This window comes from Micromonospora sp. BQ11 (genome assembly GCF_052068135.1).
Classification (GTDB): Bacteria; Actinomycetota; Actinomycetes; order Mycobacteriales; family Micromonosporaceae; genus Micromonospora.
In genome coordinates this window covers 307,859-334,233 of record NZ_JBQHDB010000003.1, presented here as the reverse complement: position 1 = coordinate 334,233, position 26,375 = coordinate 307,859, and the positions used below count along the sequence as shown (strand labels likewise).

Here is a 26,375-nt window from a genome sequence, read left to right as displayed (position 1 = left end):
TATGAACTGGTGGTCGTTCGGGTCCGCGCCGGATCACCGATGCCGTCACGGGTTCGCCGCCGCTTCATGGTGGCCGGGTCCGTCCACCTCGTCGGGCGATGACGGCTGGATCCGGTCCTCCGCGGCCCGCAGCCGAAGCAGGTTCGCCCGGATGAACGCCGGGCGCTGCCCGGAACCGTGCATCGCATGCTGGGCGTAGCAGAACGTCGCGCGTCGGTGCGCCGCAGACAACCGCTCGGTGGCGAGTCGATCGGCGGTGCCCGCGTACGCGTCTATCAACGTGTCGGCCATGTCCTGGGCGAGGCGGAACGCCGATTCCGCCGTCGAGTCGTCGAGTTTGGCCGGCCAGTAGTGCTGGGTGTCCGGGTCGAGGACCGCGCGCACCGGGTGGCGGAACCGGCACGGCCCCGGTGCGGCACCACAGACGGTCGTGCAGGACGGCAGCGGGTCACCGTCCCGGGTCAGCATCCGCGCGGTGAGCTCCTCGATGATCGGTTCCCCGTTGCTCGCGGACCGTTCGTCACCCACCGCGACGGCGGCCAGCACGTCACCGAGGGCGGCGGTGAGCGTGCCGGTCACCGCGTAGGTCCAGCCCGCGGTACGGCCGTCCCGGCCGATGAACCAGTCGGCCGCGTGGCGAGCCAGGCTCTGCATGCTGTCGGGCACCGACAGGTGCGACGGAAACGTCGGTCGCACCGCCGCGACCACGTCCTGCCACACCGTCATGACCACGGCCGGTGCCTCCAGCGTGGTGTAGACCGTTGTGCGGCACGCCGCCAGGACGTGGGGGTCGAGCAGCGCCCGCCGGGCCCAGGCGCAGCCCTCCGGGTGCGCGGCGCACGAGGCCCCACAGGCGCCCGTCGGCAGCGGTTCCCGCACGTCCAGCCGTCGGCGCACGCCGTTCATGTGCGAGGCCACCTGCTGCCCGCCCGGCATGGGCAGGTCACCCTGCCCCTTACGCTTCGGCACGTGGACCAGCACCGGAGCGTCATCGCCGGCGCTGAACACGGCTGCGTCGCCGCGGTCGAGCGTCGTCAGCGCGGTCGCCTGGGCCTTGGTCATCGCCATCGCCCCGGCCACCGCCTCCCGGTCGTCCCGGGCCACCAGGCGGTGGATGATCTTCAGTTCGGTGTTCTTCACCACGTCGGGCGCCAACCGCACCGGAACCTGGTCGGCGATGAGGAATCCCTGTCCGTACGCCCGCATCTCCGACAGCATCTGACTGAACGCCTCGACGAACTTGCCCTTGGGGTTGGCGGTGTAGGCATCGGTCTGCGGCGGGGCGGCGGTGAGCAGTCGGTGTGCCTCCTCCACCACGATGAGGTGCCGCACGTCGTCGGTGAGCGCCTGCTGGCGGCGGTGTTCGTAGAGGTGGACGAGCAGGCTGCCCATCACGAACGCCTTGTCGTCGTCGTCGCCGAGTCCTTCCAGCTCCAGCACGGTCGGTCCGGCCAGCAGGTCGGTCAGCGGCGTGGAGCGCTGCACGTCCAACATCCGCCCCCGCGCGCCGGAGCGCAGGCTGTTGATCCGGGTCAGGAGCGCGGCCTGGATCTCGTCGCGGCTCTCCGGCTTGTAGCCCAGCGTGGGCACCACCTCGGTGACCTTCGACGCGAGGTCGCCCAGCGTCGGCGCCGGGACGCTGTCCGGGTCGCCGCCGTCCCGTACGTTGCGCCCGGAGCCCAGGTCCCAGCCGCGATCGGCGTAGACCTCGACGAGGCAGCGCTCGAAGACCTGCGGCAGCGGGGCCCACATGGCGAAGCTCGACGTGAACACCGAGCGCATCAGGTCGATGTGCGCGCTGACGTTGGTGCCCGGGCCCAGCTCGAACGGGTTGAAGCGCAGCGGCGCGACCGACTCGATGCCCGGTGTGTAGACCCGCAGGTCACCGCGGAACGTCGGGTCGCCCAACAGCGCCCGGTACTCGGTCTTGGCCGGCTCCAGAACCAGGAACGGGATGCCGGCCGTGTGAATCTGCCGGAGCAGTTGGAACACGGTGTTGGTCTTGCCGGCGCCGGTGACGCCGGCGACGAAGCAGTGCCGGGTGAGTTGGGACACCGCGACCCGGTACTCGTCGTTGCCCGGCAGCCCACGGTGCAGGACCGCGCCGATCGACAACGCCGGCCCGGTCGGCCGGGTGAGCACGCTGTCGAAGTCGGCCACGGTGTCGATGGCGAAGCCGGGGGCCTCCTGCGTCGGGAGACTGACGTACCGGGCGAGCTCCACACTGGACAACAGGCTCTGCGCCGCCCACGGTCGGTGCAGAGCGGAAGGGCCCGCGCGGCCGAGAGCGTCGGGCAGGGACCACCGGTACGCGGCCTGGACCGCCTGCGGGTCCTCGAAGACGGTGACGCTGTGGGGCTCGTTGTCCTGGCCGCTGAAGTGTCCCTGCCACAACGCCGTCAACAGCGGATACGACTCCGGGGTGCCCAGCAGGTAGACACCCACGCGCCACACGCCGGTGGACGCGGCACCGGCCAGCGCACCGAGGTGCGCGGACAGCAGGTCGGTGTAGTGCTCCGCGAGCGGTCGTACGGCGTCGTCGTTGGCGACGATCTCCGCAACGCTGCGCTGCTCGGCCAGCGTGTCGTTGCGGGCGTTGATCCGCTGCTCGTCGGCCGCCGGTTGGGCCAGGACGAGCGCGAGCCAGCGGTGACCCGCCATGCCCACGCTCAGGCGATCCAGCGGCGACAGGTGGTCGTCCGGCCGGGTGCGCCGTGGCGGCGTGCCCGTCTTGCCGGCCGGTGCGACGTCTGACGCCGCCGGGGTGCCCAGCACGTACCCGCCCCGGGTCAATCCGGAGAGCAGCCCCGGCCCGGTCTCGTGCACGACGGTCGGGTAACTGGCCCGCAGCAACCCGGCCACCACGTTGCCCCGGGATCGCTGATCGTTGACGTCGAGCTGCGGTCGGGTGGACCAGGAGCCGACCTGTACCGACAGATCCCGCCCGTCGCTGCCGATCGCCAGTGCGACGGGCATCCGACGGCTCTGCAGGCCGACCAGCAGCTCGAAGAGTCCCCGCCGGTCCGCGGCCGGGTCCGACGACTGGTCGAGGGTCTGCTCCTTCGCCTTGCGGCGACTGCCGACCCGGGTCACCCGCAACAGCGCGACCGAACGAGCGACCGTACCCGGACCCGTCCACGTCGCGGCATCGGCCGGCCCCGGCCGCTGCAGGTCGTCGATTCGAGCGGTCAGTGGGGCGCCGTGCCCGCGGTGCGCAGACATCACCGCCTCCGCGGCACGGGACGGTCAGCCGTTGGATGCTGATACGGGAAGTTGTTCTCGTCTCCCGCAGGATGAGCCACGAGCGACCTCCTGGTGTCAACCGCTGATGGCGCCGACGGCTACTGGATGATGCCCCGCACGGCGTTGCTACCGCGAAGGGTGAAGACGAGGTTCAGAAGACGGGGGTGGAGTTCCCGCATCTCGGTGAGGCTGGCGAAGCCGACGAGCTTGACGCTCGGAATGGGGTGTCCGGCCTCGAAGGCGGCGAACACGAACGTCCCGTCGTTGGTGATGCGTTGCAGTAGCGACCGCCGGATCGTGATGTTCGTGACCCGATACAGTTCGAGGTTGTGGTCGTGGCGAATGACGATGCCACGTCGGGTCTGGATCCGGCCCTTCGCCAAGGTGTAGCGAGTGGTGAGAATGATGGCTGCCTGGACCGCGACGACGGAGGCGCCCACGGCGAAACAGCAGAGCACCAGCAACCACGAAGGCGCGAGTGGACGACGGCTGAAATCCTGTTGCCAGGACAGCGTGTAGTAACCCTGTACGAGGACGTACCCGCTGAGGACGGCCCACCAGAGTGCTGCGGCGAGCTGCCCGATGTAGGCGGAGATCCGGGGTGGCGACGCGGTCCGGACGAGGTTCTCGAGCAGGGTCAGGGGAGCCCGGACAAGCGGGTCCGTGGATGCTTGGAGAGCCTCGTAGGCGCCGAGAGCGCTTCTACCGTACTCGCCGTCGACGCGACCTGCGGCGACGGCTTCGGCTTCGGTCACCTCCGCCATGCCGTCAGCCGCGCCGGCATGGTCGGGTTTACCCTCCAACGCCAGCGAGTACCACGCCCGAGCCGCGCTCATCTCGCCCCGCTCGAAGCTCATCCTGCCCAGGTAGTAGGCCGCGTTCTCGACGTCACCACCGAGGGCGTACGCCTTGCGGAACAGATCCTCCGCCGCCGGTCGATCCTCCTGGGCCAGTTTCACGGCGGCGAGCCCGTACACCGCCTGGGGCACGTCCTCGCCGTCGGCGAGCGCCTCGTTGAATGCTTCCTCCGCGTCGGCGAGCCGGCCGTCACGAAAGGCGACGCGCCCGCGGGCCACGGCGCTCGCGGTGGTGGTCACCGTCCCAGATCCGGGGTCTGATGGGCCGCGCCGCCGTGGTCGACGTGCACCAGGCCGTCCTTTCCGGTCTTCTGCCCTTTGTTGGCATCCTGGCTGCTGTGCCCGGCGGCCGGGGACCCATGGGCGGTGGGAACCTGTTGGTGGGGGTCGAGCGCCACCCCGGACGAAGGTTGCGCGCCGGGATCCAGCGTGACACCGGTGGCGGGTGTCTCGGTCTTGCCCGTCGTGGCCTCTGCCTTGCTGCTTCCGAACTCGGTCTTGACCGCCTCCTTGATCTCCTGCTTCACCTGCCCGGGCACGTCCTTGAAGGGCCCGAGCTGGTCGGACACCTTCTCCTTGACGGCCTCCTTGACCGGTTTGAGGGCACCGTCCTTGGCGCCTTTCGCCGCGGAGGTCGCGACGTGTTTCATGATGGCGTCGGCCTGGTGGGGGATCTGCTTCTGGACGACGCCCTTACCGGCCTCCACTGTCACCTCGGCCATGGCCTTGCCCTCGAAGACCGCTCCCTTGACCATCGCGCCGATGCCGGCGCCGGTTCCGGTGACCTCGGCGCCGACGATCTTCTGCGCGATCGCCAGTGAGATGTCCTTACTGGTCTGACCGGCAGCGGCTTCGAGCACGCCCTTGCCAAGTCCCCCCCACCCCGCCGGCGATCACCCCTTCCGCCATGTCCGTGACCAGGTTCTTCTCGAGGGGCTTGGTGGATTTGACGATCCGATCGTGCTGGGCGAACGAGCTCAGGTCGGCACCCATCGCCGTGTGCTGGTCCGCCGTCAGAGCCCCGAGTTGGCTGTGGCTGAGGGCCTGGATGTGTTGGGGCGTGAGGTGCGCCATCTGTTGGGCAGGAACGAGCTGCAGTTCGCGCGGAGAGAGTTCGGCCAGTTTCTGGGGACTTATGTCCTTGACGACAAGGTGTTTCGCCATCTCCTGGCGCGCCTGGAGGTGTTCGACGGTCTGCTTGCCGGCCGCCAGGGTGCCCTCCTTCGGGGGCACCGACTGGCCCATGTTGTTCACCGCCTTCTGCAGGGCGGCGACGAAGTCCGCGTTCGAGTGCGGAGTGCCCGAGGCGGGTGGTGTCGGAGCGGGCGAAGCGGGGGCGTTGGCGCTGTTCGTGGGTTCGGGCATCGCTCCTCCAGACAGTTACCGGTGTATCTCGATGGACCTGCAAGCTGGGGCGTCGGCGGCGAGAGTGTCAGATCACCCTCATTGGCCGGCGTTGACGGTGAAGACCGCGTCAGGCCGATCGGCGCAGGAGAAGGTGTACCGGCCGCGTGCGGCGATGCCGATCTCGACCAGGCCACCCCGGTCGATGTTTTGGGAGATGTTGAGGGGATCTCCGCCCCGTAGGGCACAGACCCGGTCCGACGTGTTGCGGATGACCACCACCGAGGGGCCGCTGGGCGTGACCTCCGCCGGTTCGAAGCCGGCGCCGGTGAACCTGGTGCTCGGCGATCGCTGCTCGACGTGGTCCGGATACCACTGGGAGTACCACACCAGTGCGACGACTGCTGCCGGCAGCAGGACTCGCCACAGCCCTGCCAGCTCTCGAAGCCTCGCCATCATGTCCGGCGGAACCTGCCGTGCGTGGACAGGGCTGAGCGTCGTCGCGACGTGCCGGCGGCATGGTCCTGTCCTCCGAACACGCCGCTGTTCGACCTGCTGATCCGGGCCGAGGCGTCGTGCGTCCGTGCCGCACCATCGGTACGGCACGGCGTCGCGGTCGCGCTGTCGTGCCACGCGCCGGCGGGGTAAACCACGGATCCACTCCTCTGTAGCTGGTGATGTGCCTGCGCTCGTTCGAAGCGCCGGCCGGCTCTGTCAGTGGCGGCTACGCGACCGGCTGGTGGGTGTCTCAGCCACCTCCACCAGGAGGGGCGGTAGAGACGGGTTCGTCGCCTGCGGTCACGGTGACGACGATCGTGACGGTGGTTCCGCGTACGCGTGCGGTGCCCGCCGTTGGTCGCTGTTGCTCCACCAGGCCGGCCTCACTACCCAGGGCCACCATGGAGCCTTCTTCGACCCGAACGCGGAAGTCGGCGTCTCGGAGGATGTCGACGGCGTACGGCTGGGCCATGCCGACGATGTTGGGCACCTCGACCAGATCCGGCGACGGCGACGGCGATTTGCTCCTGGTGGGCGAGGGCTTCGACCGGGTCCGCGAGGGGCTGCTCGCCGGGGATGGCGCGGCCGTGGGAGATGTTCCTGCCGAGGTGCCGGGTGTACCGGTCGGCGAGGGTGTGGGCGTGGCCTCGGCCGAGGCGGTGACGTCGGGGGCGGCGATCAACGGCTCCGGCTCCGCAGCGCAGCCGGTCACGGCCGTGAGGAGCAGTCCGAGGCACATCGTCGTGACCCGTCGCCGCGTTCCTGCTACTTCCATGAGCTCCACCATCGATTCCTCTGCTCAGTGCGTCGACGCGGCAGGGACGGCTCGGTCGACAGCGCGGAGCTGCCCGCGCGGCAACGCCGGGACGGGTCACCTCGGAGGTCACCTGTTCCGCGAAGGTACCGGCGGCCGGCACGGGATGTCGTGAGTAGCGCGTTACTCAGTGCGGGGGAGGTGCGGGCGGGTGAATCTCCGCCGACGGGGCACCGCTGCACTCCGACTCGCCGGCGCGCCCTGCGGCATGGTCGACGGCGTCGAGCCGGGAGATCACCGGAGTGCGTCGCCGTCCGGGGCGGGGTCTTCGGGGATGGCGAGGGCAGCCGGCAGCTCGCTGCGGCCGCGGATGTCGAGCTTGCGGTACACGCGGTGCAGGTGGTTGTCGACGGTGCGGACCGCGACACCGAGGCGCTGCGCGATCTGTTGGCTGCTGTGGCCGGCGGCGGCCAGGCGGGCGATGTCACGCTCGCGGGCGGTCAGAGTCGGGGTACGACAGGCAAGGACGGCAGGTGTGACGGCACCTTGGCATCGCTGCGCGAGTTGCCGGCAGCGGTCCGCGGCCCGGTGGGCGCGTGCTGTCCGGCCGAGGTGCCGCCATGCCTCGGCCGCGTGCGCGGCGGCTTCGGCGGCGTGCAGTGTCATGCCGATGGCCTCGAAGTCCGTGCAGACACGGTCGAGGGCCGCGCCGTCGTGGGCCATCAGTGCGGCCGCGTGGTCGGCGTAGAGCGCGACATGGGGGGCGTCACTTGCCGTCCTGAGTTCGGCGAGTCGGTCGAGGACCGTCGCCGGTTGACCGAGTCGTACCGGCACGTGCAGCAGATCCACCTCCCACAGCCGCGCCTGCTGCTGTCGAGCGTCGTCCGCCGCGCGCACCGCGCAGGTGACGGCTTCGGCGATCCGACCCTCGGCGGCCAGGATCCACGGCTGGGCCATCTGGAACGCCAGCATGTGGAAGATCCGGTACCCCTCCACCCGCGCCAGGTGCGCCTGGTCGAGCAGCGTCTGCGCCCGGGTGACGTCGCCGAGCAGTGCCTCGACCGTTGCCCACTCGCCCAGCAGCATCGCGGGAGGTCCCCACGGGCTGCCGTCCCGGGTGAGGTCGATCGCCTCCCGGAAACACCGACGTGCCGACCGCAGTCGTCCCTGTCGCGCGGTCGCCCGGGCGAGGAAGAGCAGCCAGGACAACTGGTCCGCCAGCCAACCCGAGCGCTGCGCCTGCTCGTACCCGGCCCTCGCCTGGACCTCCGCCTCGGCCAGGCGCCCGGCGAACGCCCGGGTGGTGCACTGCCAGGACAGCAGCCCCGGCCGCAACCAACCCAGGTCGTCGTCATCGGGCAGCACTGCCAGGGCCTGCTCGCTGAGCCGCAGTGCGGCGTCGGGCTGGCCGTGGTGGAACCGCTGCACGCAGTCGGCGTACAGCACCATGGCGGTCGTGTGCGGGCTCGGCGTGCTCGGCTGGCCGGCGCGGGAGGTCGCCTGGGCGTAGGCGGACCAGTCGCCCTGGATCGCGTGGAGGATCGCTTGCACGGCGGCCAACTCCGCGCGTACCACCGGCTCGGTCGTGGCCTGCTCGGTGCGGGCCAGCAGATCCAACGCGTCGGTGGGCCGGTCCAGCCCCATGAACATGTTGAGCGCCCGCAGTTGCACCGAGCGCAACTCGTCCAAACTGGAAACGCCGGCCTGGGGCACGACGCTGAGGAGCCGCTCCGACTCGGCGGTGCGGCCGCTGTACCCCAGCGTGGCTGCCAGGACGCGTCGCGCGGGTGCCCCGCCCCCGCTGTCACAGGCGGCGCGGGCCAGCCGTGCCGCCAGGGTGAAGTCGATGGCCGAGAGAGCCCGCCCCGCAGCCGCGAGCAGGAAGTCGGGATCCTTGAGATCACCGGAGTCGAGACGCCAGCTGCTGACTCGCAGGATGTCCTCGCGGCGACGCATGCCGGTCGCCTCGACGGCGGTGGCCAGGTCCCGGCAGTGCTGCCGCCGGACGCGCGGGGACGTCTGCTGGCGCAACACCTCTGCATAGATGGGATGCGCCAGTCGCACGTGCACGCGCTGGTCGTCGACGTCCCACCGGACCAGGTCCCGGCTCTCGAGATCGTCCAGCGCGATCGGATCGACCAGTTTCTCGAGGATCGCCAGCCCGAGTGGCTCGCCGTGGGCCAGTAACTCAGCCGCTCGTTGCGCCGCCGGTGACAGTTGTCCGATCCGATGCCGTACGAGATCGGCCAACGGTGCGCTGATCTGCAACGGCCCCTGCCATCGCCATATGTCGTCGATGACGACCAGGGTGCCCGACGCCAGACCCGCTTCGACGAGCTGTTGGAGCCAGAGGACGTTGCCGCCGCTGTGCTGCCAGAGCCAGCGGACGGTGGCCGTCTGCACCGGTCGGCCCAGCGCCGTCTCCAACAACGAACGAACCGCCTCCCGGGTCAACGGGCTGAGGTTGATGCGGCTGGCGTAGTCGCCGCGGGTCAGCGCCGCGACGGCGTCCGGAAGTTCGACGCCCGACCGCGCCGTCAGGACGATTCGAGCAGTGGCGCGAACGGCCAGATGCAGCAGCAGGGCAGCGGAATTGCCATCGAGCAGATGCACGTCGTCGACGAGAAGCACCCTGTCTCCACCACGACCCGTGGTGAGCAGGCCGTCGGCGAGCACGCGCAACAGATTGTGCCTACCCTCAGCCGTCGGCAGCTCCGCAGGAAGCAGGTGCGCCAGCGCTCCGAACGGGATACGCACGGCACTGGCCGTGGCCACCGCCACCAGAACCTGCTCGTGCGGAATCTGGAGCCTGCTCAGTACCTCACGCGCCAGCCGGGTCTTGCCGACACCCGCGGGGCCGACGATCAGGACGGTGTGCGGCGTGGGATGGGTCATCAACGCGGCGATCTCTGCCACCTCGGCATCTCGACCCGTCAACGGCCAGGTGGGACCGGACGCCAGGGACACCTCATACCTCCTGTGCGCACCCTACGGCTGACATCCGTACCCTCGGGTTGGTCTATTCATATATATCCTGCCCCAACACCCCCAGTGACGCTTCGCGATCTTCACTGCCCCAGCGGTCCTGCTCACGCCACTACCCTGGGAAACAAGCCCACAGCAGGTAACGGTCGCAACATCGGCATTGACGTGATCCTGAGGGGCTTCCATCGATGGCACGTCGGGTGGTCCCGCTGCGACGATGTCGAGGTGGCCCTCAGCGCTCGGCCTTCGCGGCCCGCGTCGCGCCGTCTCCGATCACGGCTGAGCCGTCGCTGGGTGATCGTGGTGGCGGTCCTGCTCACCGTCTTGTTGGTCGCGGCAGCGGTCGGTTGGGCGTCGCTGCGCTTCGACGCCCCTATCCGGCCGGTCGAGGGCACCCCGTTCCGGTTGCGTGCTCAGGACGGGGTGCCGACGCAGCAGTCCGCTGGGATCGTGGCAGGGCTTCGGGCGCACCAGGAGTACATGCGTACCGTCGTGGGGTCGGCGATCGAGCAACCGGTCGAGGTGCGCGTGTCGTGGTCGCGGGGCTGCGAGCTGGGACTGGGTCCGGCGTCGGTGTCGACGGCGTGGGCGAAGCGGGGTCTGCTGTGCCTCAACGCCGCTCATCCTCGGTGGAAGACCGAGGCCGCCCGGTTCTGCTGGTTCCCGGCCTATGTGTCCGCTTGTGCGCGCCAGTTGTCAGGATGGGCGATGTAGCGGCGTTCGGTGCCCAAGGATGATCGGTGCGGCCACAGCCGCCAGCGCCGCGCCGAGCATGGGAAAGACGATGAACACCCATAGCTGCCGCAGCGCCTCGCCGCCCTCGAACACGGCCGGCCCGAGTGATCGTGCCGGGTTGACCGACGTGCCGTCGAGAGCGACGCCTACCAGGTGTACTGCCGCCAGGGCGATACCAATGGGAAGGCCGGCGACGGCGGCGTGCTCAGCGCGACTGGTCACCACGAGCACCACCAGCACGAACAGGAACGTCAGCAGGGTCTCCAACAGCATGGCGCCACCGAGGTCGATGTGCTGGCCGTATCTGTTGGTGCCCAGCGTCTCCGTCTGATCTGCCACGCCACCCCAGCGGGTGAGTCCGAACAGCAGAAAGCCCGCGACGGTCGCGCCCGCAAGCTGGGCGATCCAGTACGCCACGGCACCGAAGACCGATATCTTCCGCGACAGCAGTACCCCGAGGGTGACCGCCGGATTGACGTGGCTGCCCGACAGTGGACCAATGGTGTAGACCAGCGCCAGGATAACGAAGCCGAAGGCCAGCGCGACGACGACCACTCCGCCTTCCACCCTGGCGGCGATGGCGCTGCCCACACCGATGAAGACCAGCAGCAGCGTACCCAGGAACTCGGCGCTGAAGCGGCGGGCATCGTCCATGCCGTCAGCCTAGGCACGGCAGTCCCGGCGGGTGGGCAGCTTGTGAAACACCATGGCGACGGCTGACGAATACGTCCGCGACGAACCGGGTTGGCCGCCGCAGCAGTCACCTCGGTCTGCCACCGGCTACGTGGCAGTGCCAGCGGAGCGGGATTGCCCGGGCACGATCGGAGCGCCGGCCGAGTTGCGCTGGTGACACCGACGCGCCAGCGTCATCGGCCGCGATATCGCGATCGGTGGCGTCGGTAGGCCACGATCGCGAGGGTGGCTGCGGTGCCTGCTGCGGCCAGGGCCGGTGCCGATCTCGCACGCATGAAGCTGCCGACTCTGGTCGCCGAGGTCTGGGTGGAGGTCACCAGGGCTGACGTGGCCTTACCGGTGGTCTGGGTGCCAGCTTGCGCTGAGCCCCGTACCGCGGCGAGGGCTTGTCGGGCTTTCTGTTTGACGGCCTCTCCGCGGGGGGAGACTTTTTGGCTCGCCGTGCGGGTCAGGTGGGTCGCCGTGGTCTTCGCTGATTCGCTGGCCTGGGTGAGGCGGTGTCGAAGCTGACCGGCGGCGGTGGTGGCCTTGGCGCGTGCGTGGGTCTTGAGGTCGGTCTTGGCGGCGAGCGCGGCGACGGTCTCGCCCAGTTCCGCGCGGGTGTGTTCAATGTCGCGTCGGGTCTGTTCCGGGTCGTTGCTTGCCGCTGGCAGGCTCATGGCTTCCTCCGGCTCGCTGCGCCGCGGATCGTCTCGGCGTCCGCGCGCACGCTGTCCCTGGTCGCCGTCGGGGTGGCGGGCATGGCTTCGGCGACCTGCTTCTTGCCGCGTAGCGCCGCGACGGCGGCAGCGGCGGCCAGGATCAGGGTGACGATCAGCGCGGCCAGCGCGTCTGGCATGACCGCGGCCAAGGCCAGCACGATCGTGGCGACGGCGGTGCCACCGGCGTAGAAGCCGAGCGCGGCCCCGCCTCCGAGTAACCCGGCGCCGACGCCGACGTGCTTGCCCTTCGCGGTCATTTCCGCCCGTACCATCGCCAACTCGTCGCGCACCAGCCTGGTGATCTGCTCGGTCGCGCGCTGCACCAACTCCGCGACCGGCGTGTCAGCAGACGCGGCACCCGACGTGCGGCTTGGAGGTTCTTCCATGAGTGCCCTCAGCTCTCGAGCCGGGATGGACCAGGTCAGCCGTGCTGCGCCGAGGGCATGCGGCGCATCGAGCCCTGCGGCGGGCCGTCGGAGCCTCCGCTCGTCGGCGGTACGGGCGTCTCGGCCGGCCGCCTGGTGGGATCGCCGCCCAGTAAGCCGGCCTCCTCCGCCTGTTGTCGCCGCCGCAGCGTCAAGGCCCCCGCCGATCCGGCCAATGCCCCGGCCGCGAAGGCAAGAATGAGCGCCTGCGGAGAGATCGAGCTCTTCTTGCGTGTCATGACTGCCTTTCCCACGCCAACGTCATTGCCTGTTCTGATTGTCGGGCTCGGTCACCCACCTGCGGGGCTTAATCGGCGCACGTGATGAGTGCGAGTTCCCTTGCAGGCCCGAGAAGGCTCTGTTGCCGGCTCGTCAGACAGCGCCGCCGCGCGGGCTGGTCGGTCAGACCGGATCTCCGCCTGCTCAGGGCTCGCGGTCCTCAGGTTGGCCCGTGACATGATGACGACCATGGGGAAACAGCAGGACGTGGGCGGGCCCGACCGTCACAGTGGGTCAGGTGTCGCCGCGGACGGCGCGACGGAGGGCGGCGTCGATGCGCGGCTGGCCGTCGCGCAGGACCCCGCAACGTCACAGATGACCCTCATCGACCTGGCGGCTGACCCGTCGCCCGTGGTCCGCAAGGCGGTCGCGACCCGCACCGACGCGCCCGCGCAGGCGCTGCGACCACTGACCCGGGACCATGACCGGGACGTCCGGGAGGCCGTGGCGAGGAACCCTTCGACCTCGGTCGCCAATCTCCTGCGGCTGGTGAAAGACGCCGACCGGTGGGTCCGCTGGGCGGTTGCCGGCAACCCGGCCTGCGACGAGTCGATTCGCCGGGTGATGGCGGAGGCTCCCGACAAGGAGCTTCGCGGTCTCCTTGCGGAGACCCGCGACCTGGAGCCCGAGGTGGCCGCGCGGCTGGTCGACGACGTCTCACCGGAGGTACGGGAACGACTCGCCACCCACACGCACGACCCCGACGTGATCACCGCCCTGATGGCCGATCGCACCGCACGGGTACGCAAGGGGCTGGCCCGCAACCCGCGAACCACCACCGCCCAGCGCAGCGCACTTGCCCAGGATCCCGTGGTGGACGTCCGCGTCGCGTTGGTGCTCGCCCTCGAGCTGGACGAGGCCGATCTGCGACGCCTGGTCGACGACCGCTCGGTGCAGGTTCGGATGGCGATGGCGACGTCGGAGGTGGTCCCGCCGCACATCCGCCAGGCGCTCGGACGCGATCCCGACGAGATGGTCGCCGACGCGGCGCGGAACTTCCGCCCCGGGTCGGCCAACGCCTCGGTGGTACGGGCGCCGCGCATCGGTCACCGGACCTCGGGACCCGGCCGAGGCCGACCGGGCGGCGCCCGGCGCTGACCCGACGTCCGGGACGTCGAGTCGACCACCCGCCGGGTGAGCCGGCCGGACACCGGCACTGTCAGGTGACCCGGCCGGTCACAGGTCGCGGGCCTGGAAGGACAACCCGGCAAGCGCGAGGACGAGGGCGATCCAGAGACCGGTCCAGCCCAGGTACGCGGCGCTGGGCGAGGCCATGCTCAGAAACGGCGACTCCTCGATGCCCGAGCCGACCTGCAGAAGCAGCGACGGATCCTGGAACGCGTTCATGGCCCCGCGCCAGAGGCCGTCGGTCGGCAACAGCATCCGGGAGACGGTGCCGACCCGGGCCACCCCTTCGTTGTCGAGGGCCTCGCCGACCGAGCCGACCACACCGGCGATCCAGGTGGCACCGAAGAGTCCGACGGCCACGATGCCCGACGCCATCGGCGAGATCGCGGTGGACAGCAGCATGCCGAGGGTGAGCAGCACCGTCGTCTGTGCCGCGAGCAGCGCCAGACCGGTGACCGGGTGCGGCGGCCAGTAGTCGACGGTGATCCGGACGATGAGCAACTGGGCCAGCCCCGCTACGGCGACGAAGCCGCTGCCGAAGGCCACGAGGCCCAGCCACTTGCCCACCAGCACCGCCGCCCGGCGGACCGGACGCGCCAGGACCGCCAGGGCGGTCCCCGACTCCATCTCACCGGCCACCGTGGGGCCGGCGAGGAACGCGGTGCCGAGCGCGGCGATCAGGCTCAGACCGAACATCACCAGGTTCAGCACGGTCGAACCGACCGCCCTGGCCTCGCCGGTGGTGAGACCGCCGAACTCCGCGTCGAGGCGGGCGAACCCCCAGGCGCTGAGCGCGAGCAGGACGACGGTCATCACGACCAGCGAGCGCAGCACCCGTCGTCGTGCGGCTTCCTGCAGCGTGAGGGCGGCGACGGTCAGCACGGTACGGACGATCATCGGTGCTCCTCGGTCGGACCGGTCCGGAGGATGTCGAGCAGGCGCTCCTCGAGGCTGATCCGGGTCGGCTCAACCGCGTGAACGCGTACGCCCAGGCCGACGAGATCGGCCACCAGGTCCGGCACGGTGGTGGTGTCCGGGTCGGTGGACAGCGCCACGGTGAAAAGGTCACCGCTGCGGGTCAACCGGCCGGCAGCGGCCAGCCGGGCTTCGGCGGGCGCGTCCACCCGTCGAGCCGCAGGCGCAGCTCGCGCTGGCCGAGCAGCTCCGGCAGCGTGCCGGAGGCGGCGACCCGGCCCTTGTCGAGGATCACCACGCGGTCGCACACCCGCTCCACCTCCCCGATGAGGTGGGAGTTGAGCAGGACGGCGACCCCGCGCGTCTTGAGGGAGAGCAGCAGGTCCCGGACGTCGGCCCGGCCGATCGGGTCCAGCGCGCTGGTCGGCTCGTCGAGGATGACGAGCTCCGGGCGCGCCACCAGCGCGACGGCCAGACCGAGACGCTGCTGCATGCCCTTGGAGAAGCCACCCACCCGGTCGTCGGCGCGGTCGGCCAGGCCGACGAGGGCCAGGCACTCACGACGTTCCGCATCCGACACGGCGATGCCGGCGAGCCGCACGTGCAGGTTCAGCACCTCGGCGGCGCTGAGCCAGGGCTGGTAGCGGAAGAGCTCCGGTAGGTAGCCGACGCGGGCCCGGGCCTGCGGGTCCCGCGCCGGCCGCCCGAGCAGCAGCACCTCCCCGGCGTCGGGCCGGACGAGACCGAGCAGGATCTTGATGACGGTGGTCTTGCCGGCACCGTTCGGGCCGAGCAGACCCAGCACCTCGCCGCGCCCGACGGTGAAGGACACGCCGTCGACCGCCGTCTGCCGCCGGTAGCGCTTGCGGAGACCGGAGCACCAGGCCGCCGCGGCGGGAGGAAGCTCGGCGAGCAGGCGCTCGGCCCCGTCGAGGGAGGCGCTCGATCGGGCGCCGGTACCCGCGGTCACCGTCCGTCCAGCCCGCGTGCCACCGACAGCACCTCGTCGGCGCTCAGTGAGCCGGCCACCGCGGTGACGACGCCGTCGTCGACCCAGACCACGCCCGCCAGCAGGCCGTCGCGGGAGGTGAGCACCGTGGCCGGCATGCCGTCGACGTCGGCGGTCGCGCTGGTCAGGTACCGGGCGTTCACCGGCAGGGGGAGCGTCGTTCCGGCACCGGAGAAGGCGCGCAGCTGCGACGCGACGGGCTCGGGCAGGCCGGGCAGGGACAGCAGGTATGCGGCGGCCGTGTCGAACGGGACGCCCTCGGAGTAGGCGGTGGGGGCGACCGCGCGGGCCACGACCAGGGCCGGTACGCCCCGGGCCTCCGACCACACCGCGGCGACACCCGGACCGGCGGTCAACCGGAACCGGCTGCCGTCGAGGCCCGGCGGCGGCGTCGGCAGGGTCTCGCCGACGCCCGCGGCGGTCCGCGCCGCCTTGTCGGCCGAGAAGGTGAACACCGCGCTCACCCGGTCGCCGACCCGGAACGCCGGTTGTCCCGTCACGCCACGCGGCAGCGTACCCACCCGTGGCGCGGGAAGTCCGGTGGCCTTCTCGGCGGCGGCGGCGTCGGAGACCGCGCGGACGTCCACCTCCTCGGTGATCTCGACCTCGCCGTAGGCCGAGAGGTCGGGCAGTGCGACCAGGTCCGCCTGGGTGAACGTGACCGGGGCGACCTGCTCGGTCCGGAAGATCGGTAGCCAGTTCGCGGCGGCGGCGGCCCCGGCTCCCGCCAGGAGGGCCACGACGGCGAGGCCGGCGACCACCGGGCTGCGCAGCGCTGCCCGCCACCGGCGGGCGGGGGCGGTCGCGGTCGTGGGCCGCCCGTGGCGCCCGTCCGCGGCGACCGTGTGCGACAGCCGGGACCACCCGGCCTCGACGTCGAGGTCGAGTTTGACGTCCAGCGCGGCGCCGGTCAGCGCCGCGTCCTCACCGGCCGCGGCCAGCTCGGAGCGGCACACCGGACAGTCGGCGACGTGCCGGCGCTCGGCATCGGGGACGCCGGCCGGCTCGTCCACCAGCCGGCGCAGCGTGCCGTCACTGGGATGACGCATGACGAATCAACTCCTCGCGAAGGGCGGACTCGGCGCGCCGCACGGTGGTGCCCACGCTGCCGGGGGAGAGGTCGAGAGCGGCAGCAACCTCGGCGTAGCTGAGGCCGCTGTGTCGCAGGACGAGCGCTACGGCCTGCTTACGGGGTAGCCGCGCCAGCGCCGCCCGCACGCGTCGGCGCTCGTCGAGCGTCACGACCGTGTCGGCGACATCCGGCAGTACGGCGCCACCGTTGTCGGCGGCCTCCTCACGAGCGGCGCGGCGGCGGCCGGATCGCAGGTGGTTCAGCGCGGTGTGGGCGGCGGCGACCGACAACCAGCCGATCGCCTCCCCGGCCGGGACGGAGGAGCGCCCGAACGTCAGGTACACCTCCTGGGCGACGTCCTCGGCCTCGTCCCGCGATCCGAGGACGCGGGCGGCCACCGCGACGACCCGGGGATAGGTGGAGCGGAAGACCTGTTCGAGGTCGGCGCGTACGGCCCCTCGTCCGGGAGTCGACACGGCTACGCCGTCCTTCCGTTCGGCTCGCCGGACCGCCCAGCCACGACCGCCACGGGCCAGGAACGCCGGCCGGACCGCGGCCGCCGCGCTTCCACCGTGACCTGGCAGCAGCTCCACTTTCTCGTCCACATACTGACAGCACCGCCGACGGCCGGCATGTGACATCTGGCGTCGAAGCGCGACGCCCATCCGACCGAAAAGGCATGAAAGACGGTTTCGGGATCCTACGGTGGGTTATCGACCGAGTACGCGTACGACGATCCGGAGGAGCCGATCATGCAGATGACCGCGACCGACAACCATGCCGTCGCCCAGGCGGTCCACGACGTCGGGTCGGCGTTGTGGTTCGGAGGCACCGTCATGGGTGTGGCGGGGGTGAACAAGTCCGGCAGCGACCTGACCCAGGGCATCGACCGGATCCGAGTCGCTGAGTCCGCGTGGGCCCGGTTCAGTCCGGTGCAGTGGGTGGGCATCGGCGCGACCCTGCTCGCCGGGTTCCAGCTCACCCGCGTCGGCGGGCGGCGGATCGCGTTGCAGAAGGGCTTCGCCTCGGTGGGTGCGCTGAAGGCCGGCACGGCGGTGCTCGGGGCGGCAGCCACCGCGTACGCCGCCTACTGCGGCAACCGCATCGGCCAACTGGCCGAGGAGGCCCAGCGGCGCGGTGAACAGCTCGAGGTCAAGGACGCCACCCTGCCGACTCCGAAGACCCCGGACGAGATCGCCCGGTGGCAGCGGCGGCAGCGGCTGACCCAGTACGCCGTGCCCGCGCTGGCCGGCGCGAACATCGTGCTCGGCTCGTACCTGGTCCAGTCCTACCGCACCGTCGCCACCGCCAAGGGCGTCCTGCGCCGCCTGCTGCCGGACTGACCGGACCGCCGGCGGCGACAGCACCCCGACCGGCGCGGCGGACGCCGAGGCCGACCGGGACCGCGCCGCCGGCGACGCGTGACCTGACGAGACACCAGCGGCACGCCCCGTCGCCCGTCCGGAGGCGGGGCGGGTCGCGTCCTGCCCGGCCGGCGTCAGCGGGACTCGACCCGGTCGGTCAGGCCGGCGGCCGTCAGCCGGGCGAACTCCTCCGGGTTGTCGAGCATGACGTCGTGCCCGGCGGCCGGCACGGTCACCACCCGCACCCCGGCGGCGGCGAGTCCGTCCGGGTCCCGTACCGGCGAGCCCTGCCCGCCCTGGATGAACGTTCGCGGGATCGCGAGGCGCACCAGCATGTGGCGCATGGTGGGTCGGGTCGCCGCGACCAGGTGCACCGCGCTGCGGTGCAGGCCGACCGGGTCGGCGAGGCGCATGGTGGCGGCCCAGAGCGGTCCGACCTGGTCGAGGGTCTCGCCGAGACCGCCGGCCAGGAACTCGGCCTCGGTGTACGTGTCGATGCCGCTGCCGCCCACCTTCGGGGCCGGGCTCGGCTCCAGGTTGGCCTCCACCAGCACCAGCCGGCCGACGAGGTCGGGCCGGCGGTGGGCCAGCACGATCGCCACCGCCCCACCCATGCTGTGTGCCACCACGTCCGCCGCCCGGACCGCGGCGGAGTCCAGCGCGGTGGCGAGGGTGGCGGCGTGCTCCTCCAGCGTGTAACCGAAGTCCGGTGGTCGATCGCTGAGCCCGTGGCCGAGCAGGTCGACGAAGAGCGACCGGTGCCCGGCCAGAGCGGGATGGGTGGCTGTCGGGACGAAGTACGGCGCGGCCATGGCCCCCAGACCGTGCAGGTACACCCGGACCGGCTCGTCTCCGGGCACCTCCACCCACCGCATCCGGGCCCCGTCCGGGCCCACCGTCGCGTCACGCATCCGCCGTCCGGCACCTCCCTGCCCAGGTAGCTCGGTCTGGCGACCAACGGCAAGGGCTCTACCCGGCGGGGGCCGCGTCGAACGTGCCGGCGAGACGAGTGCCGGTGGGCCGAGGGGCCCACCGGCACTCAGAAGTCTGGCGTGGGTCACGGAGCCCACGGGGCGGCGACGGCCCAGGTGCTGTCGGTCGCCCAGAGGTTCGGAGTGTTGTACGCGGCGCCGCCGGCACCGTTGCTGAGCCACACCTCCGAGTCGTAGTGGCGCAGGTACGAGCCGCGGAAGTTGTACGACTCCAGTGCCACTCCCGTACCGGTCAGCCCGGTCCGGGCGCACCAGGTGGCGTCGGCGCGCAGCAGCGCCGAGCCGTCGTCGGGTGAGATGCGTACCCGGGAGAACGCGTGGCGGAGGTACTGGCCGGGGACGTTGACCGACTCGAAGGAGTAGCAACCGGCGTCGGCGAGACCGCGCCGCACGGTGTAGGTGGCGTCGTTCCTGAGCAGGGCGGGACTCCCCGCCGTCACGACCTCCGTGTACGCGAGGCTGTCCCGGTGCCGCAGGTACCGGTCGGTGTGGCCGGGCGTGGTGACCCGCAGCGACACGCGGGTGTCGACCGGCAGCGTGACCGGCGCGGAGTTGTTGAGGGCCTTCGACGCCTGGATCAGGGCCTGGTTGGCCGCCCGGACCCGGGCCTGGTCCATCTTGACGACCTGGCGGTCGTAGGTGAGGAAGCCGTTCAGTTCGCCCTCCACGTCGGTGATCTCGGTGTACACCGACGCGCTGAGGCCCTTGCCGATCATCAGGTTCCGACTGCCCTCGACCAGTCCCACGTACCGGTCGGTGAGGGCGGTGGAGTTGGGCTGCCACTCGTACGCCAGGAAGTTGCCGTTGGGGCTGTACTCGTGGCCGGGTGAGCGCAGTCCCAGGCCGCCGAACTCACCCAGCACCGCGATGCGGGTGCTCGACGGCGCGGGGGAGTCCGGACCGACGTAGACGTGCCAGTCGTTGATGTCACCGTTGCCCGGGTCGCCCAGGGACTGGCAGCAGTTGTGGCCGCTGTGGGTGTTGACCAGCCGGGTCGGGTCCTGGTTCTTGACGTTCTGGCCCACCCGCCGGGTGTCGGCCAGGGCGCGCTCGCCCCAGCCCTCGTTGTAGACCGTGTAGGCGACCACCGCCGGTGAGCTGCGGTGCTCGTCGACGATCTCCCGGGCTTCGGCTTCGAGCTGTGCCTGCTGGGCGTCGGTCGGGTTGATGTCCTGGGCGGTCAGCGACGGCACGTCCTGCCAGACGAGCAGGCCGAGGCGGTCGGCGTGGTAGAACCAGCGTTGGGGCTCGACCTTGATGTGCTTGCGGACCATGTTGAAGCCCAGGTCCTTGTGCTTCTGCAGGTCGAAGGCGAGGGCGGTGTCGGTGGGTGCCGTGTAGAGACCGTCGGGCCAGTACCCCTGGTCGAGGGTTCCCACCTGGAAGACGAACTGGCCGTTGAGCTTGGGACGGAGCACCCCGTTGACCAGGCCGGTGCTGATCTCGCGCATGCCGAAGTAGTGCACGGTCTGGTCGACCTGCGTCCCGGCGGCGTTGCGGAGTGTGACCCGCAGGTTGTAGAGGAACGGGTCGTCCGGTGACCACCGGCGGGCGTTGGGCACGGGGACGGAGAACTCGGCGAACCCGCCGGTGGCGGAGCCGACGACGGTGCCGCCGTCGAGAGCCTGGGCGAGGACGCTGTGCCCGGTGGTGTCGCCGCGGGTGAAGACCCGGATCCGCAGGCTGTTGGTGGCGAGGTTCGGGTAGAGGTCGACGCTGCTGATCGAGGTGGTGGGGGTGGGCTCCAGCCAGACGGTCTGCCAGATGCCGGAGGTGGGGGTGTAGAAGATCCCGCCGGGGGTCTTGGTCTGCTTGCCGATGGGCGGCAGGCTGCCGGCCTGTCGACTGTCGCTGGGGTCCCACACCTTGACCAGCAGTTCGTTGCTGCCGCCGTTCAGGTACGGGGTGACGTCGAAGGTGAAGGCGTCGTAGCCGCCGGTGTGCGCACCGACCCGGGTGCCGTTGACCCAGACCGTGGCCTGCCAGTCGACCGCTCCGAAGTGGAGCTGCACCCGCCGACCGTTCCACCCGGCCGGGACGGTGAAGGTCCGCCGGTAGAACAGGTAGTGGCGGTCGTCGCCGGCCGACCGGCCGATCCCGGACAGCGCGGACTCGACCGGGAATGGAACGTTGACCCGCTCCGGGAGGGTGACGCCGAACGAGGGTGCGTCGTCGGTGGTCGACTGGCGTAGCTGCCACTCGCCGTTGAGGTTGAGCCAGTCGGGCCGGGTCATCTGTGGCCGCGGGTACTCGGGCAGGGGAGTGCCGGCGAGGGCCTGGCTGGTCCACGGCGTGGTCAGCGGTGGTGGCTTGGCGGGCGCGGCCTCGGCGGCCGGCGCCGGGACCAGGAGGCCGGCGGCGATGACCGCGGCGGCGAGGGCGGACAGGCGGGTACGGACGGGCTGTCTCATGGCGGTTCCGTCTCAGAGGGGGCCGGTGCGGCGGCGGCGGACGGTGGACGGTGCCCGGGCGGCAGGACGGATGTCGGATCGATCAACATTGATGGTGCTCGAGTGATCTTATTGACATTCGTCGTTGCGTGTATAACGTTATAGGCGTCCCGCGGGCAACACGTCAATGCCCCTTCGTCAATGTCTCCGGTCGCGGTCGTCGGCGAGACCGCGTCCCGTCCCCGGGTGGACCTCCCGCGCCGACGCGCCGTGTCGACGCCGGCTCACCTGCCACCACCGCGCACGAGGAGCACCGGAATGACCATGAGGATCCGCCGTCTGGCGAGCGCGACCGCCGTCCTGGTGGCCGGCGCCGCCCTGCTCGCCGGCTGCACGAAGAGCGAGAGCGAGGGGACCCCCGCCCCGCAGGGCACTGCGGGCCAGCAGGTCGTCGCCAGCAGCACCCCGGGCGGTGCGGGCTGCACCCTGCAGCAGTACGGGGCCGAGAAGCTCGATCTCACTAACGCCGTCGTCGGCTTCTCCCAGTCGGAGAAGGAGGCCAACCCCTTCCGGATCGCCGAGACGCAGTCGATCCGTGACGAGGCTGCGAAGATCGGCGTCAAGAAGCTGCTGGTCACCAACGCCCAGTCTCAACTGTCCAAGCAGATCAGCGACATCCAGGACATGCTCGCCCAGGGCGCGCAGTTCCTGATCGTCGCCCCGCTCAACAGCGACGGCCTCGAGCCGGCGTTGCAGGCGGCCGCGGCGAAGAAGGTGCCGGTCCTGACCATCGACCGGAAGATCAACGCGCAGCCGTGCCGCGACTACCTGGCCTTCCTCGGTTCGAACTTCGTCGAGCAGGGCAAGCGGGCGGCCGACGCGATGATCAAGGTCACCGGCGGGTCGGGGAAGGTCGCCATCCTCCTCGGTTCCTCCGGCAACAACGTCACCACCGACCGCACCAACGGCTTCGTGGACCAGGTCAAGGCGAAGGCGCCCGGGCTCCAGATCGTCGCGCAGCAGACCGGCGAGTTCGCCCGCGACAAGGGCCAGGCCGTGATGGAGCAGCTCATCTCGAGCAACCCCGACATCACCGCGGTCTATGCCGAGAACGACGAGATGGCCCTCGGCGCCGTCACCGCCCTGCGCTCGGCCGGCAAGAACCCCGGCAAGGACGTCAAGATCGTCTCCATCGACGGCACACGCAACGCCGTCCAGGCCATCGTGGACGGCACCATCAACGCCGTCATCGAATCCAACCCGCGGTTCGGCCCGCTGGCGTTCAAGACCGCGCAGGACTTCTACGCCGGCACCCCCATCGGGGAGAACGTCATCATCAGCGACCGCGAGTACGACTCGGGCAACGCCCGGGAGTCCCTGGCCAGTGCCTACTGACGTTCCGCCCGGTCCGGTCCGATCAGGCCGGACCGGGCGGCCCTCCGTCGTCCCAGCCGAGGGGGCAGCACCATGACCGACAGCGCCGAGCCCGTGCTCGAGGTGCGCGACCTGTCCAAACGCTTCCCGGGCGTACGCGCCCTGGAGGCGGTGACCTTCACGGTGGCACCGGGCGAGGTCCACGCCCTCGTCGGTGAGAACGGCGCGGGCAAGTCCACCCTGATCAAGGTGCTCACCGGTGTACACCGTGCGGACGCCGGTGAGGTCCGCTACCAGGGCCGGCCCGTCACGTTCCGCCGCCCGCTCGACGCCCAGCGCGCCGGCATCTCCACCATCTACCAGGAGGTGAACCTCATACCTCTGCTGAGCGTCGCCCGGAACCTCTTCCTCGGGCGGGAGCCCCGGCGCTTCGGGCTGGTCGACGTGCGGCGGATGAACCGCGAGGCGGCACAGACGCTCCGCCGGTACGGCGTCGACGTCGACGTGACCCGACCGCTGCGCTCGCTGAGCCTCGGCGCCCAGCAGATGGTCGCGCTCGCCCGTGCCGTCGCGGTCGACGCGCGGGTGCTGATCATGGACGAGCCGACCTCGTCCCTGGAGCCGCGCGAGGTGGAGACGCTGTTCCGGCTGGTTCGTCAGCTCAACGCCGACGGTGTCGCGGTCGTCTACGTCAGTCACCGCCTCGACGAGCTCTACCAGCTCTGCGACCGGGTGACCGTGTTGCGCGACGGTCGGGTCGTGCACACCGGGCCGTTGGCCGACCTGGACCGGCTCCGCCTCGTCTCGACCATGCTCGGCCGGGACCTGGCCGAGGTGCGGCAGGAGGGTCTCACCCGGTTCAAGGCAGCGCATCCTCTGCGGGACGCCCCGCCGGTGCTCACCGTCGATCGCCTCCGCAAGCGGCACGTCCTGCGCGACGTCTCCTTCACGGTGCGCCCGGGCGAGGTCACCGGGCTGGGCGGCCTCCTCGGCTCGGGTCGGTCGGAGACCGCCAAGGCGATCGTCGGGGCGCTCCCGCTCGACGGCGGTGAGATCACCGTCGCCGGGCGTCGCCTGCGCCGTCCCACGCCCCGCCGGGCCATCCGCGCCGGAGTCGCCCTGCTTCCCGAGGACCGCAAGGCGGAGGGCATCGTCCCCGACCTCTCGGTCCGGGAGAACATCGTGCTGGCCGCCATGCCCCGGCTGGCCCGCGCCGGGATCGTGACCCGCAAGCAGCAGGACCGCCTGGTCGAGACCTTCATGACGCGCCTACGGATCCGCGCCTCCAGCCCGGAGCAACGGGCCGGTGACCTCTCCGGGGGCAACCAGCAGAAGCTGCTGCTGGCCCGCTGGCTGTGCCTGAACCCGAAGCTGCTCCTGCTCGACGAGCCGACCCGCGGCATCGACGTCGGCGCCAAGGCGGAGGTGCAGGAGCTGATCGGGGAACTGGCCCGCGACGGCCTGGGCGTGGTGCTGATCTCGTCCGACCTGGAGGAACTCGTCGAAGGGGCCGAACGGGTCGTCGTGCTCCGGGCCGGCGCGGTGGTCGGGGAGCTGGCGGGCGACGACGTGTCCGAGCACGCCATCATGTCCGCCCTCGCCACGGGGGAGGGACCCGTCGATGACCGTTGAGCCCGCGACCCTCACCCCGGCCGGTCCCGACCGTGCCGCACTCACCCGTCACCTCCAGCACTACGGGGTGTACGCGGCGGTGCTCGCGCTCCTGGTCTTCAACGCCCTGTTCACCGACAACTTCCTCGACCTGGCGAACCTGCGTACCCAACTGGTCCAGGTGGCGCCGGTCGTGATCGTCGCCCTCGGCATGGCCCTGGTGATCGGCACCGAGGGAGTGGACCTGTCGGTGGGGTCGGTGATGGCCCTCGCCGCCGCCGTTCTCCCGCTCTACCTGGGATTCGGAGCGTGGCCGGCGGTCGCGATGGCGCTGCTGGCCGGCGTGGCGGCGGGCGCGGTCAACGGAACGTTGGTGGCCGTCGTCGGTCTGCAACCGATCGTCGCCACCCTGGCCCTCCTGGTCGCCGGGCGGGGGATCGCCCTGGTGCTCGCCGACGGCCAGCTCAAACAGATCAACAACCCGCAGGTGCTCGGGTGGGGCACCGGCGACGTGCTCGGCGTGCCGGTGGTCGTCGCCGTCGCCGTGGTGCTCGCCGGCCTCGTGGGCTTCGCCGTGCACCGCACCACCTACGGCCGGCAGCTCGTCGCGATCGGCGGCAACCGCCCCGCGGCCCAACTGGCCGGCCTGCCGGTCCGTCGGGTCCTGGTCGTGACGTACGTCCTCAGCGGGTTGTTCGCCGCGCTGGCCGGTGTGCTGGCCACGGCCCGGCTCACCGCGAGCGACCCCTCGGCCATCGGGAACCTGATCGAACTCTCCGCGATCACGGCGGTCGTGGTCGGTGGCACCCCGCTCACCGGCGGCCGGGTCCGGGTGCTCGGCACCGTCGCGGGAGCGCTGCTCATCCAGTTGCTGCGCGCCACCCTGATCAAGCACGACGTGCCCGACTCCACGGCGCAGATGGCGCAGGCCGTCATCATCCTGGTTGCCGTGTACCTGGCCCGTGAACGGAGGTCGCGATGAGCGCCGACACCACCGCCCACGTCGCGGCGGCGGGCGACACGCCGCAGCTGCCCGTGTCGCGCGTCGCCGGTAGGGAACGCTTCGCCGTGGCGGCGCAGCGGCACGGTGCGCTGGCCGTCCTGCTGCTCGGCAGCGCCGTCGCGGCCATGACCTTTCCACCGTTCGCCACCGCCGACAACCTCGCCGGCATCGCGATCCAGTCGTCCACGCTGATGATCGTCGCGGTCGGGATGACCTTCGTCATCGTCACCGGCGGCATCGACCTGTCGGTCGGCTCCGTGTTCGCCCTGGGCGGTGTGCTCGCCGCCTGGGCCAGCCAGTGGGGAGTACTGCCGGCCGTGCTCCTGCCACTGGTCGTGTGCGGCGGGATCGGCCTGCTGAACGGGCTGGTCATCGCGTACGCCGGGCTGGCCCCGTTCATCGTCACCCTGGCCAGCCTGCTCGGCGCCCGGGGTCTGCTGCTGGCCGTGACGGACGAGGGTGCGGCGACCTATCTCGTGCCCGCCGGTTCGGTCCTGCTGGACCTCGGGCGGGGAACCCTGTTCGGGCTCGGCTGGCCGGTCTACGTGGCCGTGCTGCTCGGCGTGGGTGGCGTCCTGCTGTTGCAGCGGAGCCGCTACGGGCAGGCGGTGTTCGCCATCGGCGGCAACGAGGAGGCCGCCGCCCTGATGGGCCTGCCGGTTGCGCGCGTGAAGGTCGCCACGTACCTGATCAGCGGTCTCCTCGCCGGCCTCGCCGGAGTGCTGAACGCGGCCCGGCTGGGCTCCGGGGTCACCATCCTCGGTGTCGGCATGGAGTTGGACGCCATCGCCGCGGTCGTCATCGGCGGCACCCTGCTGACCGGAGGCGCCGGCAGTATCGGCGGCACGTACTGCGGCGTGCTCCTGCTGGGGGTCATCCAGAACGTCATCAACCAGATTGGGAACCTCACCTCGTCCGTACAGTCCGTGGTCAGCGGGGCGTTCCTGGCGGTCGTGGTGGTCACGCAGACCTACCTCAGCCGGGCACGGCGACTACGGTGACG

Annotated in this window: 25 protein-coding genes; 7 read left to right on the top strand and 18 right to left on the bottom strand. The window is 71.1% G+C overall.

All coding sequences use genetic code 11. The features are described 5' to 3' along the window. Positions 1-45: 45 nt before the first annotated feature. The 7 genes from ACTMSW_RS08710 to ACTMSW_RS08680 form a co-directional block, all read right to left on the bottom strand. Positions 46-3,222, bottom strand: coding sequence for an ATP-binding protein (locus tag ACTMSW_RS08710; protein ID WP_441180002.1), 3,177 nt, complete (start codon positions 3,220-3,222; stop codon positions 46-48). 119 nt (positions 3,223-3,341) lie between these two features. Further along, positions 3,342-4,340, bottom strand: a complete 999-nt coding sequence (locus ACTMSW_RS08705; RefSeq protein ID WP_441180001.1) for a tetratricopeptide repeat protein — start codon at positions 4,338-4,340, stop codon at positions 3,342-3,344. Beyond that, positions 4,337-4,960 (bottom strand): hypothetical protein, encoded by a 624-nt coding sequence (locus tag ACTMSW_RS08700; RefSeq protein WP_441180000.1) that lies wholly within the window; start codon positions 4,958-4,960, stop codon positions 4,337-4,339. The genes ACTMSW_RS08705 and ACTMSW_RS08700 overlap by 4 nt, the downstream gene beginning before the upstream one ends. Then, positions 4,929-5,465: a hypothetical protein gene (locus tag ACTMSW_RS08695; protein WP_441179999.1), complete on the bottom strand. Its 537-nt coding sequence runs from the start codon at positions 5,463-5,465 to the stop codon at positions 4,929-4,931. Before ACTMSW_RS08695 ends, ACTMSW_RS08700 begins: the two co-directional genes overlap by 32 nt. A 78-nt stretch (positions 5,466-5,543) precedes the next feature. Next, positions 5,544-5,903, bottom strand: a complete 360-nt coding sequence (locus ACTMSW_RS08690; protein ID WP_441179998.1) for a hypothetical protein — start codon at positions 5,901-5,903, stop codon at positions 5,544-5,546. Positions 5,904-6,192: 289 nt separating this feature from the next. Beyond that, on the bottom strand, positions 6,193-6,681 hold the full coding sequence (locus ACTMSW_RS08685; RefSeq protein WP_441180195.1) for a PASTA domain-containing protein: 489 nt from the start codon (positions 6,679-6,681) through the stop codon (positions 6,193-6,195). 309 nt (positions 6,682-6,990) lie between these two features. Next, positions 6,991-9,663 carry a LuxR C-terminal-related transcriptional regulator gene (locus ACTMSW_RS08680; protein ID WP_441179997.1) on the bottom strand — a complete coding sequence of 891 codons (2,673 nt, stop codon included), beginning with the start codon at positions 9,661-9,663 and terminating at the stop codon, positions 6,991-6,993. A 321-nt stretch (positions 9,664-9,984) separates the two neighbouring features. Here ACTMSW_RS08680 and ACTMSW_RS08675 point away from each other — a divergent pair, with 321 nt between their 5' ends. Then, a complete protein-coding gene (locus tag ACTMSW_RS08675) occupies positions 9,985-10,395 on the top strand; it encodes a hypothetical protein (protein WP_441179996.1) in 411 nt (136 codons plus the stop codon). On the opposite strand, the gene ACTMSW_RS08670 is transcribed toward ACTMSW_RS08675, so the two are convergent. The 4 genes from ACTMSW_RS08670 to ACTMSW_RS08655 all read right to left on the bottom strand — a co-directional run bounded on the left by ACTMSW_RS08670 (position 10,378) and on the right by ACTMSW_RS08655 (position 12,474). Then, entirely contained in the window at positions 10,378-11,070 is a 693-nt protein-coding gene (locus ACTMSW_RS08670; protein ID WP_441179995.1) for an MIP/aquaporin family protein, read from the bottom strand. The two genes, ACTMSW_RS08675 and ACTMSW_RS08670, sit on opposite strands and share 18 nt — an antisense overlap. Positions 11,071-11,282: 212 nt before the next feature. Further along, entirely contained in the window at positions 11,283-11,768 is a 486-nt protein-coding gene (locus tag ACTMSW_RS08665; protein ID WP_441179994.1) for a DUF3618 domain-containing protein, read from the bottom strand. Beyond that, positions 11,765-12,196 carry a phage holin family protein gene (locus tag ACTMSW_RS08660; protein ID WP_441179993.1) on the bottom strand — a complete coding sequence of 144 codons (432 nt, stop codon included), beginning with the start codon at positions 12,194-12,196 and terminating at the stop codon, positions 11,765-11,767. The genes ACTMSW_RS08665 and ACTMSW_RS08660 overlap by 4 nt, the downstream gene beginning before the upstream one ends. Positions 12,197-12,231: 35 nt before the next feature. After that, positions 12,232-12,474 (bottom strand): hypothetical protein, encoded by a 243-nt coding sequence (locus ACTMSW_RS08655; protein ID WP_441179992.1) that lies wholly within the window; start codon positions 12,472-12,474, stop codon positions 12,232-12,234. Positions 12,475-12,703: 229 nt separating this feature from the next. On the opposite strand from ACTMSW_RS08655, the gene ACTMSW_RS08650 reads away from it, so the two are divergent. Next, entirely contained in the window at positions 12,704-13,612 is a 909-nt protein-coding gene (locus tag ACTMSW_RS08650; protein ID WP_441179991.1) for a hypothetical protein, read from the top strand. Positions 13,613-13,690: 78 nt separating this feature from the next. Here ACTMSW_RS08650 and ACTMSW_RS08645 read toward each other — a convergent pair whose 3' ends face one another. The 5 genes from ACTMSW_RS08645 to ACTMSW_RS08625 are packed head-to-tail and all read right to left on the bottom strand — an operon-like array spanning position 13,691 to position 17,114. Continuing rightward, positions 13,691-14,539 (bottom strand): ABC transporter permease, encoded by an 849-nt coding sequence (locus tag ACTMSW_RS08645; protein WP_441179990.1) that lies wholly within the window; start codon positions 14,537-14,539, stop codon positions 13,691-13,693. Then, positions 14,536-14,697, bottom strand: coding sequence for a hypothetical protein (locus tag ACTMSW_RS08640; protein ID WP_441179989.1), 162 nt, complete (start codon positions 14,695-14,697; stop codon positions 14,536-14,538). Before ACTMSW_RS08640 ends, ACTMSW_RS08645 begins: the two co-directional genes overlap by 4 nt. Positions 14,698-14,720: 23 nt before the next feature. Continuing rightward, entirely contained in the window at positions 14,721-15,527 is an 807-nt protein-coding gene (locus tag ACTMSW_RS08635) for an ABC transporter ATP-binding protein (protein WP_441179988.1), read from the bottom strand. Then, positions 15,524-16,615 (bottom strand): hypothetical protein, encoded by a 1,092-nt coding sequence (locus tag ACTMSW_RS08630; protein WP_441179987.1) that lies wholly within the window; start codon positions 16,613-16,615, stop codon positions 15,524-15,526. The genes ACTMSW_RS08635 and ACTMSW_RS08630 overlap by 4 nt, the downstream gene beginning before the upstream one ends. After that, positions 16,599-17,114 carry a sigma-70 family RNA polymerase sigma factor gene (locus tag ACTMSW_RS08625; RefSeq protein WP_441179986.1) on the bottom strand — a complete coding sequence of 172 codons (516 nt, stop codon included), beginning with the start codon at positions 17,112-17,114 and terminating at the stop codon, positions 16,599-16,601. The genes ACTMSW_RS08630 and ACTMSW_RS08625 overlap by 17 nt, the downstream gene beginning before the upstream one ends. A gap of 276 nt (positions 17,115-17,390) precedes the next feature. Between ACTMSW_RS08625 and ACTMSW_RS08620 the strand changes: the two genes are divergently transcribed. Next, positions 17,391-17,981, top strand: a complete 591-nt coding sequence (locus ACTMSW_RS08620) for a hypothetical protein (RefSeq protein ID WP_441179985.1) — start codon at positions 17,391-17,393, stop codon at positions 17,979-17,981. A gap of 155 nt (positions 17,982-18,136) precedes the next feature. Here ACTMSW_RS08620 and ACTMSW_RS08615 read toward each other — a convergent pair whose 3' ends face one another. Both ACTMSW_RS08615 and ACTMSW_RS08610 read right to left on the bottom strand, forming a co-directional pair. Beyond that, entirely contained in the window at positions 18,137-18,913 is a 777-nt protein-coding gene (locus ACTMSW_RS08615; protein WP_441179984.1) for an alpha/beta fold hydrolase, read from the bottom strand. Between the two features lie 146 nt (positions 18,914-19,059). Beyond that, positions 19,060-21,405, bottom strand: coding sequence for an AbfB domain-containing protein (locus ACTMSW_RS08610; protein ID WP_441179983.1), 2,346 nt, complete (start codon positions 21,403-21,405; stop codon positions 19,060-19,062). Between the two features lie 297 nt (positions 21,406-21,702). On the opposite strand from ACTMSW_RS08610, the gene ACTMSW_RS08605 reads away from it, so the two are divergent. From ACTMSW_RS08605 to ACTMSW_RS08590, 4 genes are all read left to right on the top strand, one after another. Beyond that, the gene (locus ACTMSW_RS08605; RefSeq protein ID WP_441179982.1) at positions 21,703-22,779 is read left to right on the top strand and encodes an ABC transporter substrate-binding protein; all 1,077 of its coding nucleotides are present in this window, start codon (positions 21,703-21,705) and stop codon (positions 22,777-22,779) included. A 72-nt stretch (positions 22,780-22,851) separates the two neighbouring features. Continuing rightward, positions 22,852-24,390, top strand: coding sequence for a sugar ABC transporter ATP-binding protein (locus ACTMSW_RS08600; protein ID WP_441179981.1), 1,539 nt, complete (start codon positions 22,852-22,854; stop codon positions 24,388-24,390). After that, positions 24,380-25,351, top strand: coding sequence for an ABC transporter permease (locus tag ACTMSW_RS08595; protein ID WP_441179980.1), 972 nt, complete (start codon positions 24,380-24,382; stop codon positions 25,349-25,351). Before ACTMSW_RS08600 ends, ACTMSW_RS08595 begins: the two co-directional genes overlap by 11 nt. Beyond that, positions 25,348-26,373 (top strand): ABC transporter permease, encoded by a 1,026-nt coding sequence (locus tag ACTMSW_RS08590; protein WP_441179979.1) that lies wholly within the window; start codon positions 25,348-25,350, stop codon positions 26,371-26,373. The genes ACTMSW_RS08595 and ACTMSW_RS08590 overlap by 4 nt, the downstream gene beginning before the upstream one ends. Positions 26,374-26,375: the final 2 nt, after the last annotated feature.

Excerpts from the sequence above, each read along its gene's own strand:
- ACTMSW_RS08690 (WP_441179998.1), bottom strand. The coding sequence starts at position 5,903 with ATGATGGCGAGGCTTCGAGAGCTGGCAGGGCTGTGGCGAGTCCTGCTG.
- ACTMSW_RS08660 (WP_441179993.1), bottom strand. The coding sequence starts at position 12,196 with ATGGAAGAACCTCCAAGCCGCACGTCGGGTGCCGCGTCTGCTGACACG.
- ACTMSW_RS08620 (WP_441179985.1), top strand. The coding sequence starts at position 17,391 with ATGCAGATGACCGCGACCGACAACCATGCCGTCGCCCAGGCGGTCCAC.
- ACTMSW_RS08605 (WP_441179982.1), top strand. The coding sequence starts at position 21,703 with ATGACCATGAGGATCCGCCGTCTGGCGAGCGCGACCGCCGTCCTGGTG.
- ACTMSW_RS08645 (WP_441179990.1), bottom strand. The coding sequence starts at position 14,539 with ATGATCGTCCGTACCGTGCTGACCGTCGCCGCCCTCACGCTGCAGGAA.
- ACTMSW_RS08670 (WP_441179995.1), bottom strand. The coding sequence starts at position 11,070 with ATGGACGATGCCCGCCGCTTCAGCGCCGAGTTCCTGGGTACGCTGCTG.
- ACTMSW_RS08630 (WP_441179987.1), bottom strand. The coding sequence starts at position 16,615 with ATGCGTCATCCCAGTGACGGCACGCTGCGCCGGCTGGTGGACGAGCCG.
- ACTMSW_RS08695 (WP_441179999.1), bottom strand. The coding sequence starts at position 5,465 with ATGCCCGAACCCACGAACAGCGCCAACGCCCCCGCTTCGCCCGCTCCG.
- ACTMSW_RS08600 (WP_441179981.1), top strand. The coding sequence starts at position 22,852 with ATGACCGACAGCGCCGAGCCCGTGCTCGAGGTGCGCGACCTGTCCAAA.
- ACTMSW_RS08610 (WP_441179983.1), bottom strand. The coding sequence starts at position 21,405 with ATGAGACAGCCCGTCCGTACCCGCCTGTCCGCCCTCGCCGCCGCGGTC.
- ACTMSW_RS08685 (WP_441180195.1), bottom strand. The coding sequence starts at position 6,681 with ATGTGCCTCGGACTGCTCCTCACGGCCGTGACCGGCTGCGCTGCGGAG.
- ACTMSW_RS08590 (WP_441179979.1), top strand. The coding sequence starts at position 25,348 with ATGAGCGCCGACACCACCGCCCACGTCGCGGCGGCGGGCGACACGCCG.
- ACTMSW_RS08615 (WP_441179984.1), bottom strand. The coding sequence starts at position 18,913 with ATGCGTGACGCGACGGTGGGCCCGGACGGGGCCCGGATGCGGTGGGTG.
- ACTMSW_RS08595 (WP_441179980.1), top strand. The coding sequence starts at position 24,380 with ATGACCGTTGAGCCCGCGACCCTCACCCCGGCCGGTCCCGACCGTGCC.
- ACTMSW_RS08665 (WP_441179994.1), bottom strand. The coding sequence starts at position 11,768 with ATGAGCCTGCCAGCGGCAAGCAACGACCCGGAACAGACCCGACGCGAC.
- ACTMSW_RS08655 (WP_441179992.1), bottom strand. The coding sequence starts at position 12,474 with ATGACACGCAAGAAGAGCTCGATCTCTCCGCAGGCGCTCATTCTTGCC.
- ACTMSW_RS08650 (WP_441179991.1), top strand. The coding sequence starts at position 12,704 with ATGGGGAAACAGCAGGACGTGGGCGGGCCCGACCGTCACAGTGGGTCA.
- ACTMSW_RS08710 (WP_441180002.1), bottom strand. The coding sequence starts at position 3,222 with ATGTCTGCGCACCGCGGGCACGGCGCCCCACTGACCGCTCGAATCGAC.